This is a genomic window from Streptomyces sp. NPDC033180, from assembly GCF_055577645.1.
Genome location: NZ_JBVIPU010000018.1, coordinates 132,974 through 146,701 on the forward strand (window position 1 = coordinate 132,974; position 13,728 = coordinate 146,701).

At 69.0% G+C, this 13,728-nt stretch carries 15 protein-coding genes; 8 read left to right on the forward strand and 7 right to left on the reverse strand.

Translation table 11 applies throughout. From position 1 onward, the window contains the following. The first annotated feature begins 41 nt into the window (after positions 1 to 41). The gene (locus tag ACZ5WE_RS34085; RefSeq protein ID WP_467689313.1) at positions 42 to 1,319 is read left to right on the forward strand and encodes an ATP-binding protein; all 1,278 of its coding nucleotides are present in this window, start codon (positions 42 to 44) and stop codon (positions 1,317 to 1,319) included. A 45-nt stretch (positions 1,320 to 1,364) separates the two neighbouring features. On the opposite strand, the gene ACZ5WE_RS34090 is transcribed toward ACZ5WE_RS34085, so the two are convergent. Continuing rightward, positions 1,365 to 1,904 (reverse strand): GtrA family protein, encoded by a 540-nt coding sequence (locus ACZ5WE_RS34090; RefSeq protein ID WP_467689311.1) that lies wholly within the window; start codon positions 1,902 to 1,904, stop codon positions 1,365 to 1,367. A 157-nt stretch (positions 1,905 to 2,061) separates the two neighbouring features. Between ACZ5WE_RS34090 and ACZ5WE_RS34095 the strand changes: the two genes are divergently transcribed. The 3 genes from ACZ5WE_RS34095 to ACZ5WE_RS34105 are packed head-to-tail and all read left to right on the forward strand — an operon-like array spanning position 2,062 to position 5,014. After that, positions 2,062 to 3,261 (forward strand): 5-(carboxyamino)imidazole ribonucleotide synthase, encoded by a 1,200-nt coding sequence (locus ACZ5WE_RS34095; RefSeq protein ID WP_467689309.1) that lies wholly within the window; start codon positions 2,062 to 2,064, stop codon positions 3,259 to 3,261. After that, entirely contained in the window at positions 3,258 to 3,809 is a 552-nt protein-coding gene (gene purE / locus ACZ5WE_RS34100) for a 5-(carboxyamino)imidazole ribonucleotide mutase (RefSeq protein ID WP_467689308.1), read from the forward strand. Before ACZ5WE_RS34095 ends, purE begins: the two co-directional genes overlap by 4 nt. Positions 3,810 to 3,814: 5 nt before the next feature. Beyond that, the gene (locus tag ACZ5WE_RS34105; RefSeq protein ID WP_467689306.1) at positions 3,815 to 5,014 is read left to right on the forward strand and encodes a dipeptidase; all 1,200 of its coding nucleotides are present in this window, start codon (positions 3,815 to 3,817) and stop codon (positions 5,012 to 5,014) included. Positions 5,015 to 5,075: 61 nt separating this feature from the next. On the opposite strand, the gene ACZ5WE_RS34110 is transcribed toward ACZ5WE_RS34105, so the two are convergent. Both ACZ5WE_RS34110 and ACZ5WE_RS34115 read right to left on the reverse strand, forming a co-directional pair. Further along, positions 5,076 to 5,942 carry an alpha/beta hydrolase fold domain-containing protein gene (locus tag ACZ5WE_RS34110; protein WP_467689304.1) on the reverse strand — a complete coding sequence of 289 codons (867 nt, stop codon included), beginning with the start codon at positions 5,940 to 5,942 and terminating at the stop codon, positions 5,076 to 5,078. Then, positions 5,939 to 6,496 carry a quercetin 2,3-dioxygenase gene (locus tag ACZ5WE_RS34115; RefSeq protein ID WP_451221311.1) on the reverse strand — a complete coding sequence of 186 codons (558 nt, stop codon included), beginning with the start codon at positions 6,494 to 6,496 and terminating at the stop codon, positions 5,939 to 5,941. The genes ACZ5WE_RS34110 and ACZ5WE_RS34115 overlap by 4 nt, the downstream gene beginning before the upstream one ends. 101 nt (positions 6,497 to 6,597) lie before the next feature. Between ACZ5WE_RS34115 and ACZ5WE_RS34120 the strand changes: the two genes are divergently transcribed. After that, on the forward strand, positions 6,598 to 7,047 hold the full coding sequence (locus ACZ5WE_RS34120; RefSeq protein ID WP_467689302.1) for a MarR family winged helix-turn-helix transcriptional regulator: 450 nt from the start codon (positions 6,598 to 6,600) through the stop codon (positions 7,045 to 7,047). 230 nt (positions 7,048 to 7,277) lie between these two features. Here ACZ5WE_RS34120 and ACZ5WE_RS34125 read toward each other — a convergent pair whose 3' ends face one another. From ACZ5WE_RS34125 to ACZ5WE_RS34135, 3 genes are read right to left on the reverse strand one after another with little or no spacing between them, the layout of a single operon-like run. Continuing rightward, positions 7,278 to 8,126 carry a helix-turn-helix domain-containing protein gene (locus tag ACZ5WE_RS34125; RefSeq protein ID WP_467689301.1) on the reverse strand — a complete coding sequence of 283 codons (849 nt, stop codon included), beginning with the start codon at positions 8,124 to 8,126 and terminating at the stop codon, positions 7,278 to 7,280. Positions 8,127 to 8,140: 14 nt separating this feature from the next. Next, positions 8,141 to 8,656 (reverse strand): DUF6879 family protein, encoded by a 516-nt coding sequence (locus ACZ5WE_RS34130; protein ID WP_467689299.1) that lies wholly within the window; start codon positions 8,654 to 8,656, stop codon positions 8,141 to 8,143. Further along, on the reverse strand, positions 8,628 to 8,882 hold the full coding sequence (locus ACZ5WE_RS34135; RefSeq protein ID WP_467689297.1) for a hypothetical protein: 255 nt from the start codon (positions 8,880 to 8,882) through the stop codon (positions 8,628 to 8,630). The genes ACZ5WE_RS34130 and ACZ5WE_RS34135 overlap by 29 nt, the downstream gene beginning before the upstream one ends. A 503-nt stretch (positions 8,883 to 9,385) precedes the next feature. Between ACZ5WE_RS34135 and ACZ5WE_RS34140 the strand changes: the two genes are divergently transcribed. Together ACZ5WE_RS34140 and ACZ5WE_RS34145 are read left to right on the forward strand one after the other, a co-directional pair. Beyond that, positions 9,386 to 9,592, forward strand: coding sequence for a DUF7848 domain-containing protein (locus ACZ5WE_RS34140; RefSeq protein ID WP_469157317.1), 207 nt, complete (start codon positions 9,386 to 9,388; stop codon positions 9,590 to 9,592). A 799-nt stretch (positions 9,593 to 10,391) separates the two neighbouring features. Beyond that, the gene (locus ACZ5WE_RS34145; protein WP_467689295.1) at positions 10,392 to 10,646 is read left to right on the forward strand and encodes a tyrosine-type recombinase/integrase; all 255 of its coding nucleotides are present in this window, start codon (positions 10,392 to 10,394) and stop codon (positions 10,644 to 10,646) included. Between the two features lie 199 nt (positions 10,647 to 10,845). Here the strand turns inward: ACZ5WE_RS34145 and ACZ5WE_RS34150 are convergent, their stop codons facing one another. After that, positions 10,846 to 12,003 (reverse strand): acyl-CoA dehydrogenase, encoded by a 1,158-nt coding sequence (locus ACZ5WE_RS34150; RefSeq protein ID WP_467689293.1) that lies wholly within the window; start codon positions 12,001 to 12,003, stop codon positions 10,846 to 10,848. Between the two features lie 189 nt (positions 12,004 to 12,192). Here ACZ5WE_RS34150 and ACZ5WE_RS34155 point away from each other — a divergent pair, with 189 nt between their 5' ends. Next, entirely contained in the window at positions 12,193 to 13,536 is a 1,344-nt protein-coding gene (locus ACZ5WE_RS34155; RefSeq protein ID WP_467689291.1) for a UDP-glucose dehydrogenase family protein, read from the forward strand. Positions 13,537 to 13,728 lie beyond the last annotated feature (192 nt).

The following is a 13,728-nucleotide window of genomic DNA, read 5'->3' on the forward strand; positions in this document are numbered from 1 at the left end:
CCGCGCCCCTGAGGCCCGCTTCGATCGGCCACACTGAGTAAATGCGCCGCAGATTGATCAGCTCCACCCTCGCCGTGGTCCTCGTAGTCATCGCCGTCTTCGGCGTGAGCCTCGTCATCGTCGAGACGAGGACCATCAGCAGCAGCGCCCAGGAGCGCGTCACATCCGAGGCGCTCCGCCTGGCCAGCATCGTCGACAGCAGGCTCATCAGCGACGAGCGGATCAGCGCCGAGATCCTGCGGGACGTGGCCGCGGTCGACACCGACCGCTACGCCCTCATCGAGATCCCCGGCCGCGCCCCCATCGAGATCGGCAGCCGCCCCACCGGCGACGTCATCCACGACACGGCCAAGGGCGAGGAGGGCGAGAAGGTCACCGTCGAGGAGCCGCGCACCGCGGTCACCCAGGAGGTCGGCCGCACCCTGTTGATCATCAGCGCGGTGGCCCTCCTCGCGATCATCGCCGCCGTACTCCTCGCCGTACGCCAGGCGAACCGCCTGGCCTCGCCGCTGACCGACCTCGCGGAGACCGCGGAGCGCCTCGGCTCCGGCGACCCGAGGCCCCGCCACCGGCGCTACGGGGTGCCGGAGCTGGACCGTGTCGCGGATGTCCTGGACGGCAGCGCCGAGCGGATCGCCCGGATGCTGACCGCCGAGCGCAGGCTCGCCGCGGATGCCTCGCACCAGCTGCGTACGCCTCTGACAGCCCTGTCCATGCGCCTGGAGGAGATCACCGTCACCGACGAGCTGGACACGGTGAAGGAGGAGGCCACGATCGCGCTCGCACAGGTCGAGCGCCTCACCGACGTCGTGCAGCGGCTGCTCACGAACTCACGTGACCCGCGTACCGGCTCCGCCGTCTCCTTCGACCTGGACGAGGTCATCAAGCAGCAGCTGGAGGAGTGGCGCCCGGCCTACCGCAGCGCGGGCCGCGCCATCGTCAGCTCGGGCAAGCGGCATCTGCGGGCCGTGGGCACGCCGGGGGCGGTCGCGCAGGTCCTCGCCGCGCTCATCGAGAACTCGCTCATGCACGGCGGCGGCACCGTCGCCCTGCGGACCCGCGTCACGGGCAACCAGACGGTCATCGAGATCACCGACGAAGGGCCCGGCGTCCCGGCGGATCTCGGCGCGCGGATCTTCGAGCGCACCATCAGCGGCCGCAACTCCACGGGCATCGGCCTCGCGGTCGCCCGGGATCTGGCCGAGGCGGACGGCGGCCGCCTGGAGATGCTGCAGACCAAGCCGCCGGTCTTCGGGCTGTTCCTCTCGCGTACGCCGCCGCAGAAGCGCGACCGGGAGCACGAGGAGACGGTGCGCTAGACGGGGCCCAGCGCGTGCGACGGGGCCTGGGGCGTGCGACGGGGCCTAGCGCGTGCCTCGCCCGGCAGGACGCTTCGTGTCGGCCGCTTTGGGCGCCGCGGCCGTGGCGCCGCCCTCCAGGAACGATTCCGCACGGGCGACGGTCTCCCGCGCGGGCAGTGCCTTGAACACCCAGGAGCGATAGGACCAGAAGCGGAAGCAGGTGGCGATGCCGATGCCCACGAACTTGAAGATGTTGCGCTGCAGCGGGCTGTCCCAGTCGAAGCCGTAGATCGCCGCGTACAGGACGCCGTTCTCGATCACCAGGCCGACCGCGCTGAAGACCAGGAACAGCGTGAGCTCCTTGGTGCGGGAGCTCTTGTCACGGTCCTTGTACGTGAAGTAACGGAAACCCACGTAGTTGAAGGCGATGGCGACGACGGTGGCGATCACGTTCGCGCGCACCGCCTGCAGGTCGGTGGTGTGCCACAGCAGGTTGGAGACGCTGAAGTTCACCAGCGTGCCGAGCGCCCCCACCGCACCGAACTTGGCCACTTCGCGCGCGAGCTGCTCCAGTCGCACCCGTAGTGCGCCACGTTCCGTCATGGTGGTCGCCCCAACCCCCGTCGTCGATTCGTTCGGTCTCGTCCTCGTCGACGTATCTGGTGATTCGGTCGCGTCAACCCAGCCATGCTAACCAGCGACCCCCGTCCGTCGCGCGGGGACGCCTCCACACTGTGTCGGCTCTGTGACGGGAGGGCCCGTGCGGTGCACGGAAACCGGCCGTTCCGATGTGGCCGATACAGGCCGATACCCTGGGGGTGTGACGTTCCCGGTAGTCGGCATGGTCGGCGGCGGTCAGCTCGCCCGCATGACCCACGAGGCGGGTATCCCCCTCGGCCTGAAATTCAAGCTCCTCAGTGACACCCCTCAGGACTCCGCGGCGCAGGTCGTCAGCGATGTCGTCATCGGCGACTATCGCGATCTCGACACGCTGCGCGAGTTCGCGAGGGGCTGCGACGTGATCACTTTTGATCACGAACACGTACCCACCGAGCATCTACGGGCCCTGGAGGCGGACGGTATCCCCGTGCGCCCGGGGCCCGACGCGCTGGTGCACGCCCAGGACAAGGGCGTGATGCGCGAGAAGCTCATGGAGATCGGCGTGCCGTGTCCACGCCACCGGATCGTGAAGGACCCGGCCGACGTGGCCGCCTTCGCGGCCGAGGGCGACGGCTTCCCCGTGATCCTCAAGACGGTGCGTGGCGGCTATGACGGAAAGGGGGTGTGGTTCGTCCGGTCCGTCGAGGACGCCGAAGATCCCTTCCGGGCCGGTGTCCCGGTCCTGGCCGAGGAGAAGGTCGACTTCGCGCGGGAACTCGCGGCGAACGTCGTCCGCTCGCCGCACGGCCAGGCCGTGGCCTACCCCGTCGTCGAGTCGCAGCAGGTCGACGGCGTCTGCGACACGGTCATCGCGCCGGCCCCCGGCCTCTCGGAGGACCTCGCGGGCCAGGCGCAGGAGCTGGCCCTTCGCGTCGCCAAGGAACTCGACGTGGTCGGCCACCTGGCGGTCGAGCTCTTCGAGACGCGCGACGGCCGCATCCTGGTGAACGAGCTCGCGATGCGCCCGCACAACTCCGGCCACTGGACGCAGGACGGGGCGATCACGTCCCAGTTCGCGAACCACGTGCGCGCGGTGCTCGACCTGCCCCTCGGCGACCCGCGCCCGCGGGCGAAGTGGACGGTCATGGCCAATGTCCTGGGCGGCGACTACCCGGACATGTACCAGGCGTACCTGCACTGCATGGCACGCGACCCGCAGTTGAAGATCCACATGTACGGCAAGGACGTGAAGCCCGGACGCAAGGTCGGCCACGTCAACACCTACGGCGACGACCTGGACGACGTGCTGGAGCGCGCGCGTCACGCGGCCGGCTATCTCAGAGGGACGATCACGGAATGACCGCACCTGTAGGACCCGCAGGACCTGTAGTCGGCATCGTCATGGGCTCGGACTCCGACTGGCCCGTCATGGAGGCCGCGGCCAAGGCGCTCGACGAGTTCGAGATCCCTTACGAGGTCGACGTCGTCTCGGCGCACCGCATGCCGCGCGAGATGGTCGCGTACGGCGAGGAGGCGGCGGACCGCGGCCTCAAGGCGATCATCGCGGGGGCCGGCGGCGCCGCGCACCTGCCCGGGATGCTGGCGTCGGTGACGCCGCTGCCGGTCATCGGAGTGCCCGTGCCGCTCAAGTACCTCGACGGCATGGACTCCCTCCTGTCCATCGTGCAGATGCCCGCGGGCGTGCCGGTGGCGACCGTCTCGGTGGGCGGCGCGCGCAACGCGGGCCTCCTCGCGGCGCGCATCCTCGCCGCGCACGACGCCGAACTCCTCGGCCGTATGCGGGAGTTCCAGCAGGAGCTGAACGAGCAGGCCACAGAGAAGGGCAAGCGGCTCCGTACCAAGGTCGAAAGCATGGGCTCCGGTTTCGGCTTCGGCTCGGGGAAGTGAGCGGCATGACTGCACCGGACCGTTCCTCTCTGGCCGACGCCCGCGCCCTTCTCGCCGACTTCCCGGTGGTCGACGGCCACAACGACCTGCCCTGGGCCCTGCGCGAGAAGGCCGGTTACGACATCGACCGCCTCGACATCGCGGCCGACCAGACGGGCAACCTCCACACCGACATCGCGCGCCTGCGGGCGGGCGGGGTCGGCGCGCAGTTCTGGTCGGTGTACGTCCGCACGGACCTTACGGGCGACGCGGCGGTGAGCGCGACGCTCGAACAGATCGACTGCGTCGACCAGTTGCTCACGCGCTACCCGAAGGACCTGCGGCGCGCGCTGACGGCCGCGGACATGGAGGAAGCGCGGGCTCAGGGTCGCATCGCGTCCCTGATGGGCGCCGAGGGCGGCCACTCCATCAACAACTCCCTCGCCACGCTGCGGGCGTTGCACGCGCTCGGTGTCCGCTACATGACGCTGACGCACAACGACAACATCGCGTGGGCGGACTCGGCGACGGACGAGCCGGGGGTCGGGGGCCTGTCGGCCTTCGGCCACGAGGTGGTCCGCGAGATGAACCGCAGCGGCATGCTCGTGGACCTCTCCCACGTGGCGGCGACGACGATGCGGGCGGCCCTGGACACCTCCGTGGCACCGGTGATCTTCTCGCACTCCTCGGCGCGCGCGGTGTGCGACCACCCGCGCAACATCCCGGACGACGTCCTGGAACGCCTGCCCGCGAACGGCGGCGTCGCGATGGCCACCTTCGTGCCCAAGTTCGTGCTGCAGGCGGCGGTTGACTGGACGGCGGCGGCCGACGAGAACATGCGGGCGCACGGCTTCCACCACCTGGACACGACGCCGGACGCCATGAAGGTCCACGCCGCCTTCGAGGAGTCCGTCCCGCGCCCCGTCGCCACGGCGGCGACGGTCGCCGACCACCTCGACCACATGCGCGAGGTCGCCGGCATCGACCACATCGGTATCGGTGGCGACTACGACGGCACGGCGTTCACGCCGGACGGTCTCGACGACGTCGCGGGCTACCCGAACCTGATCGCGGAGCTCCTGACCCGCGGCTGGTCGAAGCCCGACCTGGCCAAACTGACGTGGCAGAACGCGGTCCGCGTACTGGGCGCCGCGCAGGACGTGGCACACGACGAGCAGTCGCGGCGCGGTCCGTCGAACGCGACGCTCCAGCAACTGGACGGCTGAGGGCGGCACGTGAGGCGAAGGGCGGGGGCAGCCGGTCGGCGGCCCCCGCCCTTCGCGTGCCTCAGCTGACGAGTCCCCGTGCGAACCGCAGCGAGCGGGCGAAGACGTCCTCCACCGCGTCGTCGGACGCGCCGTACCAGCCGTGGTCGGCGCCCGGCACCATGCGCAGCTCGACGCGGGCGCCCGCGTCCCGCAGCCGACCGGCGAGCGCCTCGCTGTGCGCGGCCGGGACCATCGTGTCGTCCTCGCCGTGGATCAGGAGGAAGGGCGGGGCGTCGCGGTGGACCCGAGCGACGGGGCTCGCCGCTCGGGCCCGTTCGGGCACGGCCGAGGGGGCCGCGCCGAGCAGCAGGGCCTCCGGGGTCGTGGCGCTGTGCGGGTCGAACGGGCCGCGAGGGACAGTGAGATCGCTCGGGGCGTACCAGATCACCGCGCCGGCGGCCGAGATCTCGGGGTCGAGTGCCAGGAGCGAGGCCAGGTGCCCGCCCGCGGACTCGCCCCACACCACCGTCCGCGCGGTGTCGACGCCGAGCTCCGGCCCGCGCAGCACCAGCCAGCGCAGGGCGGTGCGCAGGTCCTCCAGCGGGGCGGGGAAGCGGGCCTCGCCGCTGAGCCGGTAGTCGGCGCAGGCCACCGCGAAGCCCGCCGCCGCGATGCGCGCGAGCGGACCCGGGTTCCAGTGCCGGGTGCGCAGCCCCATGTCGGCACGGCGCCCGCGCCGCCAGGCGCCGCCGTGCACGAACAGGACGAGCGGGGCGGGCCCTTGTGCGGGCTCCGGCAGCCAGAGGTCGAGCTCCAGCGGACGGCCGCCCTCCACCTCGCCGTACGGGACGCCGCGAAGGACCCGCGGATCCGGTGCCGGGAGCGGCGCGACGTCCGGGTGGGGCGCGGCGATCAGCGCCCGCAGCGCCGGGTCGGTCGGGCTCACCGGGTGCGCCACTGGTGCTCGGGCAGGAAGCGCACGTCGTACCGCTCGGGGACGGTGGCGAACTTGTCGGGCGTGGGTACGACGGGCTCGCGCGGCAGACCGAGCCCTTCGGCGGGCGCCCCGAGGGTCTCGAAGAACCGCTCGAAGGTGCCGCCGGGCCCCGCCGCGACACCGACGACCTGGCTGTGGTGGCGCTCCATGCGATAGGCGTGCGGACAGTTCTTGGGCACGAAGCCGAAGTCGCCGGGGGTGAGGAGCTTCTCCAGCTGCTCGCCCTCCAGGTCCTCGACGAACAGGCGGACGGCGCCCTGGGTGACGTAGAAGACCTCGTAGGTGTCGGGGTGCAGGTGGGCCGGGATGACGTTGCCCCTGGGGCCCTCGACGGTGAAGAAGTTGAAGCCGTTCTCGGTCTGCTCGCCGCCCGCGTAGATGGTGATCAGGTCGCCGAAGAGATGGGCGCGGTCGCCCTCGCCCTTCTCGATGACGTAGGGCTTGCCCGGTTCGGCGGGGATGCGTGAGGAGCGCCGGTGGCGGGTGGCGTACTCGATGGTCATGGCTCTCCCGGGGGATGGCTGAGCGAGGAAGAATGTCAGGCAGCCTGACATAATGAGTCCACGACGGGCAAGCGCCGGCCCCGAACCCATAGGCTCACGGCATGCACGCCACCGGCCGCAACCTCCCTCAACTGCTCGGCGACGCCAGGCGCTGGTTCGAGGACGCGCTCCTCGCGACCCTGGAGGAGGCGGGGGAGATCCATGTCTCGCCCACTCAGGCGGGTCTCTTCGCCGTACTCGACGAGGAGGGCACGACGGTGTCCGAGCTGGCCCGCCGTATGGGAGTCACCCGGCAGACCGCCCACCAGGCGGTGCACGGTCTGGTCGCCGCGGGTCTCCTGGAGCAGGCCCCCGACCCCTCGTCGGGACGGCAGCGGCTCATCCGGCGCACGGCGGAGGGGAAGCGCACGCACCGCGAGGCCGAGCTGGTCCTGCGCCGCCTGGAGGAGGCGCTCGCCGACCGGATCGGCCCCCAGGCGACGCAGGCGCTGCGGGCGGCCCTTGAGGCCCCCTGGGGAAGCCCGCCGGTACTCGGCCGGCCCCGGGGGTGAAACGCCGATCGCCCTCCCCTCGGAGCGAGGGAAGGGCGATCGAGGCGTCAACGCACCGCGGGTTACGGCAGGTTGCGGGCCATCACGATCCGCTGGACCTGGTTCGTGCCCTCGTAGATCTGCGTGCTGTACGGCATGTACCGCTCTGAGCTGCACGAACACACCCTTCGCAGGTTGCGCGCCCAGCATTCCCCCAGGATCACCCGTAAGCGAGGCGCTGCCATTGCTGGTCAGGTCAGGGATGCCACCGCATCCGCGATGAGGGACCGTGCTGCCGCTCCCCTCGCGGCGTGCTGCGAGAGACGTTCAAAGGCACGGGCGTACAGCTCGACCTGGCTGGGCTGCGTGAGCGTGGAAGCAGCATCGAGCGTGTCCGCATGAATCCTGCCCTCATCGAAGATCGTGAAGGTGGGCATGGGCCACACGGTCCGTTGCATCGAGAACGGGACGATGCCCACGGCGACGTTCTGAAGATCCATGACCCCGAGCAAGTGGCCAAGCTGCGCAGCCATGGTGTCGGCGGTGCACAACTGGTAGCGCAACACCGATTCTTCCAACACGAAGGAGAACCGGCGTCCGCCCTGGCTCAACACGTTGTTCCGCCGCATGCGGGCTGCCACGGCATCGCTCACGTCATCTGGGGTTCCTCGGAAGTCCGCGATGGACGACAGCAGTGCAGTGGCGTAACCAGGGGTCTGGAGGAATCCGGGAATCACGTCGGAAACGTAGATACGGAAGGTCTTAGTTTGTTGGTACAGGTCGCCGGTGGCCTCTTGCAGGCGCCGAAGGCCGGTTCTCTGTAGGCGCTTCCACTCCACATGCGCTTCGGCGGACTGTCTGTTGGCCGCGACCAGATCAGGGGCCTGGTCTTCAGCGGCGCAAGCCCTGCACCACGCTCGGATATCCGCATCGGAGGGAGGCGTCTTGGCGTTCTCGATCCGGGACGACTTCGACTCTGACCAACCGCACCTGACGGCCAGCTCCCGCCCGCTGATACCCGCGTCTTTCCGGACCTCGCGCAGACGCCTCGCAAGATGCTCGCGGGCCCTCTGAACGCGTGAGGAGGGGTGCGGGGGCATGGAGCCGGCTTTCGTCAGACCTTGTACCGGTGGTGCGGGATGGCTCGCTCCCACACTGCTTCGAAGGCTGTGGAGCACAGCTTCACGGCTTCCGCGTCCGCCGTGACCTCGTCCTCCATCACCGCGCCGTCACCCGAGAAGTGGTGCACCCGGAGCAGCGCATCATCGAACAGCCAGAAGTCATTCCCCGGCAGGGCGATGGCCGTGCTCTGTCGCCGGGGCAGCCACCGGACTTCCTCACCAGCCGTGACGTTGGCGTGAGTGACGTAGTGCTCCCAGCGGATGTACTCCGACACCGGTTCGGAGATCACCCGAGCCCTGCGGATCACCACACCCCTGGCCACCGTGTCTGCGATCAACTGGTCATAGGGATGCCACCAGGACTCGCGATCCTCCCAATTGATTCGCTCGCCACGCTTCCATGCTTCGAACCGGTCCGTGGCGGCGTATGAGTCGCGCAGCTCCAGGTGGACGGCGGATCGCTCGCACTGGCCAAGCAGCTCAGCGAAGCTGGGCACGCTCGACGGCATCACATGCCTCCCTGATCATCGGAATCATCCGGGCCGGAACCCTGACGATGGCCTCGCTGTCGGGCACCGGACCGTTCGCGGGACTGGTTCCCTCGCACTCCGTCTGGGTCTCAAGGCTGGGCTTCCAACCCTGCAACAAGACCTCCTGAGCTTCCGCGTCTGCCCACACGGTGGGGCAGTGGTCCCGGTCCGTGTCGGGGTCGATCCCTACGAACTCTACGGCCATGGCAGGCTCCCCGGTCTAGGTACTTGCTCGGGCTTGCATCAGCTTCGTTGAGCTGGAGATATGGCGTCAATGCCCCTACGAGTAAAGGCAATTGGTGTGCAAGCTCATGCAAGTTTGTAGAGCGTCGCAGCCCTCGATTCCTACGGTCGTCACATCGAGGCGGCATCGATCGGGAGGGCGGGCTCAGTGGGTGACAGTGAGGCGCACGACAACGGTTCGGCTGACCACATGGGCAGCGGGGAAGCCAGACGCTTCCTGTCGCAACTCTCTGGTGCCTTCGGTGTCGGTGGGGTGCTGCTGGTGGGCAAGGCAGACGCGGGTGGTCCAGAAGGCGCCGCCCTCGCCCCTGGTGATGGTCTGAAGTGGCCCAGATGCGAATGCGGCAGTCCGAGGTGCCCGGACTACGAAGCCCCAGCGGTGCGGCCGACCGAGGAACTGGGCGCCAGGGTTGCTGAGGCCAACGAGCGGAGTCGTAGGGGCGGGCTGTGAGTATGGGAACGATCATGCGGTACGTGATGCACAGGATTACCGAGCACCCCGACACAGACGTGACGTTCGAGGCTGAGTGCCTGCATTGCGGCTGGAAGGCCACTCCGACCGATGACTCCGCGCCCGTCGATGTGGAGTGCATGAGTCACACGAGCCGGTCCGGCCACGCGGGTTTTCGGCGCATGCGTACGTCCTTCGCCATGGTGGTCCGTGCTGAGTAGAAGCCCCGCCCCGGCGGTGGAAGCCCTGGACAGGTCGAGCGGTCGGGGCGGGTTGCACAAGGGTGCGGAGACCGATTCCCCGCACGCACAGCGAAGGGAAGGGATAGTCGCATGGCCGCAGTCGCCGCGTTCGAGTTCCGCACGTCTAGTGCGTGCCAGTACAACAACAACGACCCCCGGTGCGTGGAAGTCGCGACCAACGTTCCCGGCACGGTGGCGGTGCGTAGCCCGTGACGGGCCGGGTGGTCGAGTTCACGGCCCAGGAGTGGACCGACTTCCTGAGCGGTGCCAAGCTCGGGGAGTTCGACGTAGCCGCCTAGGGAGTCGTCATGGAGCAGTGCCCCCAGTGTGGTGGCAGCGTGGAGAGCGACCCGGAACGCTCCGGGGTGATGCGCTGCATGGCGTGCTGGGACGTAGTGGCACTGCCTGCTGAGCAGTCCTGTCCTGGGTACCGACCGATGCTCAACTCAGCGCTTCGGGCGCTGGAACAGTCCCGCAGCCTGCGACGGTGACCAACAAACGAACGCCCCTGCCGAGAATGGCAGGGGCGTTCTTTGGTTTGTTCAGGCGGTTCAGAGCAACGCTCGGAAGGGGTTGGAGTCAGCGAGTGAGGCCGGACGTTTCGGTTCAGGCGTGGGCTCCGGGGCCTGCGTGGGCGCTGGGCGATAGGCGTCCATTTGCACGACCGTGACGCGGTTCTGCTCACACTCTGGAGTGGCCGGCATCGGATGCGGAGTCGGATCCGACTGCTCTGCGTGAACGGGAGTGTCACCGCGGAGGGTGAAAACGGTGGCCGGGGATGGAGGCTCTGAGCAAGGGTCAGGTGAAGTACTGCAAGGCTCACTCACTCCGGCACTACTACGGGTCACGGCTGCTGTACGCCGGAGTCCCCGAGAACGACGTGGCCGACTGGATGGGTCACAGCAGCACGGACGTACTGAGGGAGTACTACCACTACATCTTCGAAGGGGCCGAGCAGCGCGGCCGGGCCGCCATCGCAACGATGTTGACGCCCGGCGCCGACGACCCCACGGAAGCGTCAGAGGTCGCCTGATCCGTGTACGACAACAGCCCCCGGCGTGATGCCGGGGGCTGCATTGTTTGTGCAGGTCAGTGGCCGTTTTCAACCCGGCATCCACCCAGGATTCCCCCAGGATGACGCCCAGGAACGGCCCTGATCGGGCCGCAACGGCCAGAAGGTCAACGATGCCCCGTCAAGCCCTCGAAACAGCCTCTGACCTGCAAAATCCCTGCTACGGCAGGTTCCTCGCCATGACGATCCGCTGAACCTGATTCGTGCCTTCATAAATCTGCGTGATCTTCGCGTCGCGCATCATGCGCTCGACGGGGTAGTCACGCGTGTAGCCGTAGCCGCCGAGCAGCTGGACGGCGTCCGTGGTGACCTCCATCGCGACGTCCGACGCGAAGCACTTGGCGGCGGCGCCCTGGAAGGTGAGATCCGCGTCGCCGCGCTCCGACTTGGCCGCGGCGGCGTACGTCAGCTGACGCGCGGCCTCGATCTTCATCGCCATGTCCGCGAGCATGAACTGCACGCCCTGGAAGTCGCCGATCGGCTTCCCGAACTGCTTGCGCTCCTGGACATACCCCTTGGCGTAGTCGAGGGCGCCCTGCGCGATGCCGAGCGCCTGGGCCGCGATGGTGATGCGGGTGTGGTCCAGCGTCTTCATCGCCGTGGCGAAGCCCGTGCCCTCCTCGCCGATCATGCGGTCGGCGGGGATGCGGACGTTGTCGAAGTAGACCTCGCGGGTCGGCGAACCCTTGATGCCGAGCTTCTTCTCCGGGGCGCCGAAGGAGACGCCCTCGTCCGACTTCTCGACGACGAAGGCGGAGATGCCCTTCGAGCGCTTGGTCGGGTCGGTCACGGCCATCACCGTGTAGTACTCGGAGACGCCCGCGTTCGTGATCCAGCGCTTCACGCCGTTGAGGACCCAGGAGTCCCCGTCACGGACGGCCTTCGTCTTCATGCCGGCGGCGTCCGAACCGGCGTCCGGCTCGGAGAGGCAGTACGAGAACATGCCCTCGCCCTTGGCGAGCGGCGTCATGTACTTCTTCTTCAGCTCCTCGGACCCGGAGAGGATCACGGGGAGCGAGCCCAGCTTGTTCACGGCCGGGATCAGGGACGACGAGGCGCAGACGCGCGCCACCTCCTCGATCACGATGACCGTGGCGAGGGCGTCGGCGCCGGCGCCGCCGAAGCTCTCCGGTACGTGCACGGCGTGCAGGTCGGAGGCGACGAGGGCGTCCAGCGCCTCCTGCGGGAAGCGGGCCTCCTCGTCCACCGCCGCGGCGAACGGCGCGATCTTCGCCTCGGAGAGCGAACGGATCGCGTCACGGAGCATGTCGTGCTCCTCGGACGGGCGGTACAGGTCGAAATCAGCCGATCCGGCCAAGGTTTCTCACGCTCCAAGGACGCTAATTACCGTTAAGTAACCCAAATTTTAGAGGGCTGCTCACGTGAGGGATACGTGAGCTTGCCGACAGCGGGCGGTCGACGGGTGGCGATGGCGGAAACGTGCCCTGTGAGAGGCCCGACTATGCTCGGGCACCGCACTGACGGCCGTAGACCCCTGGAGCACCGCATGGCCCTCAAGATCACCGTGATCGGCACCGGCTACCTCGGTGCGACGCACGCCGCGGCCATGGCCGAGCTCGGTTTCGAGGTGCTCGGCCTCGACGTCGTGCCCGAGAAGATCGAGATGCTGCAGCGGGGCGAGGTCCCGATGTACGAGCCCGGCCTGGAGGACCTGCTGCGCAAGCACGTCGCCGGCATCGAGGGTTCGAGCGGTCGGCTGCGCTTCACCATGGACTTCGCGGAGGTCGCGGCCTTCGGTGACGTCCACTTCGTCTGCGTGAACACCCCGCAGAAGCACGGCGAGTACGCCTGTGACATGAGCTACGTCGACAGCGCCTTCGCGCAGCTCGCCCCGCACCTGACGCGTCCCGCGCTGGTGGTGGGCAAGTCCACCGTGCCGGTCGGCTCGGCGGACCGCCTGGCGCGCGAGCTGGCCGCGAACGCTCCGGCGGGCGCGGAGGCCGAGCTGGCCTGGAACCCGGAGTTCCTCCGGGAGGGCTTCGCGGTGAAGGACACGCTGCACCCGGACCGCATCGTCGTCGGCGTACGCAGCGCGCACGCCGAGAAGCTCCTGCGCGAGGTGTACGAGGGACCGGTCGGCGAGGGCTCGCCCTTCGTCGTGACGGACTTCCCGACCGCCGAGCTCGTGAAGACCTCCGCCAACTCCTTCCTCGCCACGAAGATCTCCTTCATCAACGCGATGGCCGAGGTGTGCGAGGCCGCGGGCGGGGACGTCGTGAAGCTGGCGGAGGCGCTGGGCTACGACGACCGGATCGGAAAGAAGTTCCTGCGGGCCGGGATCGGGTTCGGCGGCGGATGCCTGCCCAAGGACATCCGGGCGTTCATGGCGCGGGCGGGCGAACTGGGCGCGGACCAGGCACTGACCTTCCTCCGTGAGATCGACTCCATCAACATGCGCCGGCGTGGGCAGATGGTGGAGATGGCGCGCGAGGCGCTGGGCGGCGGCTCCTTCCTCGGCAAGCGGGTCGCGGTCCTCGGCGCCACGTTCAAGCCGGACTCGGACGACGTGCGTGACTCGCCCGCGCTGAACGTGGCCGGGCAGATCCACCTCCAGGGCGGCCAGGTCACCGTGTACGACCCCAAGGGTATGGCGAACGCGGGTCGTCTCTTCCCGACGCTCGCGTACGCGGAGTCCGCTGTGGAGGCGGCGCGGGGCGCGGACGTCGTACTGCACCTGACCGAGTGGCGCGAGTTCCGCGAGCTTGACCCGGAGGCGCTGGGCGAGGTGGTTTCGCAGCGACTCATCCTGGACGGCCGCAACGCGCTGGACCCCGCGGTGTGGCGGGGGGCCGGATGGACTTACCGGGCGATGGGCCGGCCTTCGGCCTGAGGTCTCGACGGCGCTACGGGTTTTTCCGTCTGGCGAGCACTGCCGACTGCGGCCGATCGGTGGCGCTGCGGGGTAATCGGGTGGGCGGTGGGAAAGGCCTGTTCGGCCAGGGGAGACTGCGGGGTCAGGGGAGACTGCGGGGTAATCGGGTGGGTGGGCGGGAAAGGCTTGTTCGTCGCGAGGCGGATGCGG

Coding starts and splice junctions, on each gene's coding strand:
- ACZ5WE_RS34145 (WP_467689295.1), top strand. CDS start 10,392: ATGGAGGCTCTGAGCAAGGGTCAGGTGAAGTACTGCAAGGCTCACTCA.
- ACZ5WE_RS34105 (WP_467689306.1), top strand. CDS start 3,815: ATGACTGCACCGGACCGTTCCTCTCTGGCCGACGCCCGCGCCCTTCTC.
- purE (WP_467689308.1), top strand. CDS start 3,258: ATGACCGCACCTGTAGGACCCGCAGGACCTGTAGTCGGCATCGTCATG.
- ACZ5WE_RS34115 (WP_451221311.1), bottom strand. CDS start 6,496: ATGACCATCGAGTACGCCACCCGCCACCGGCGCTCCTCACGCATCCCC.
- ACZ5WE_RS34085 (WP_467689313.1), top strand. CDS start 42: ATGCGCCGCAGATTGATCAGCTCCACCCTCGCCGTGGTCCTCGTAGTC.
- ACZ5WE_RS34090 (WP_467689311.1), bottom strand. CDS start 1,904: ATGACGGAACGTGGCGCACTACGGGTGCGACTGGAGCAGCTCGCGCGC.
- ACZ5WE_RS34130 (WP_467689299.1), bottom strand. CDS start 8,656: ATGCCGTCGAGCGTGCCCAGCTTCGCTGAGCTGCTTGGCCAGTGCGAG.
- ACZ5WE_RS34135 (WP_467689297.1), bottom strand. CDS start 8,882: ATGGCCGTAGAGTTCGTAGGGATCGACCCCGACACGGACCGGGACCAC.
- ACZ5WE_RS34125 (WP_467689301.1), bottom strand. CDS start 8,126: ATGCCCCCGCACCCCTCCTCACGCGTTCAGAGGGCCCGCGAGCATCTT.
- ACZ5WE_RS34140 (WP_469157317.1), top strand. CDS start 9,386: ATGCGGTACGTGATGCACAGGATTACCGAGCACCCCGACACAGACGTG.
- ACZ5WE_RS34155 (WP_467689291.1), top strand. CDS start 12,193: ATGGCCCTCAAGATCACCGTGATCGGCACCGGCTACCTCGGTGCGACG.
- ACZ5WE_RS34120 (WP_467689302.1), top strand. CDS start 6,598: ATGCACGCCACCGGCCGCAACCTCCCTCAACTGCTCGGCGACGCCAGG.